Annotated in this window: 1 protein-coding gene; it reads left to right on the forward strand. The window is 35.1% G+C overall.

The annotated features are described in order from the left end of the window. Positions 1-23: 23 nt before the first annotated feature. Positions 24-350 (forward strand): DNA cytosine methyltransferase (locus tag A7D14_RS11370; protein WP_141673370.1); only part of this gene is annotated, 327 nt, incomplete at its 3' end.

The raw sequence follows: 350 nt of genomic DNA on the forward strand, positions 1-350 counted from the left end.
GTACTCTCCTATTAGTAATTAAAATGCAAGAAACTTTAGAGGAAACTGAACTTCAAACAAGGGCCCATAAAAACGATTTTGTTGGATGCGATATCTTTAGTGGAGCGGGGGGCATGAGTCTTGGTGCTGAAATGGCAGGGATTAATATATCATTTGCAGTGGAGAATGATAAATATGCATCGGAGACATTTAAGCAAAACCATCCTAATTCTCAAATTATTTTGAATGATATTCAAAAGGTCAATCCTACTGAATTAATTTCCAGCAATCCATTTGTTCTTTTTGGAGGCCCTCCTTGTCAAGGATTCTCATTGTCTAATACAATAACAAGAAATTCAAAGAATAAAAAG

Source organism: Allomuricauda sp. CP2A (genome assembly GCF_001683915.1).
In the GTDB taxonomy this organism is placed as follows: domain Bacteria; phylum Bacteroidota; class Bacteroidia; order Flavobacteriales; family Flavobacteriaceae; genus Flagellimonas.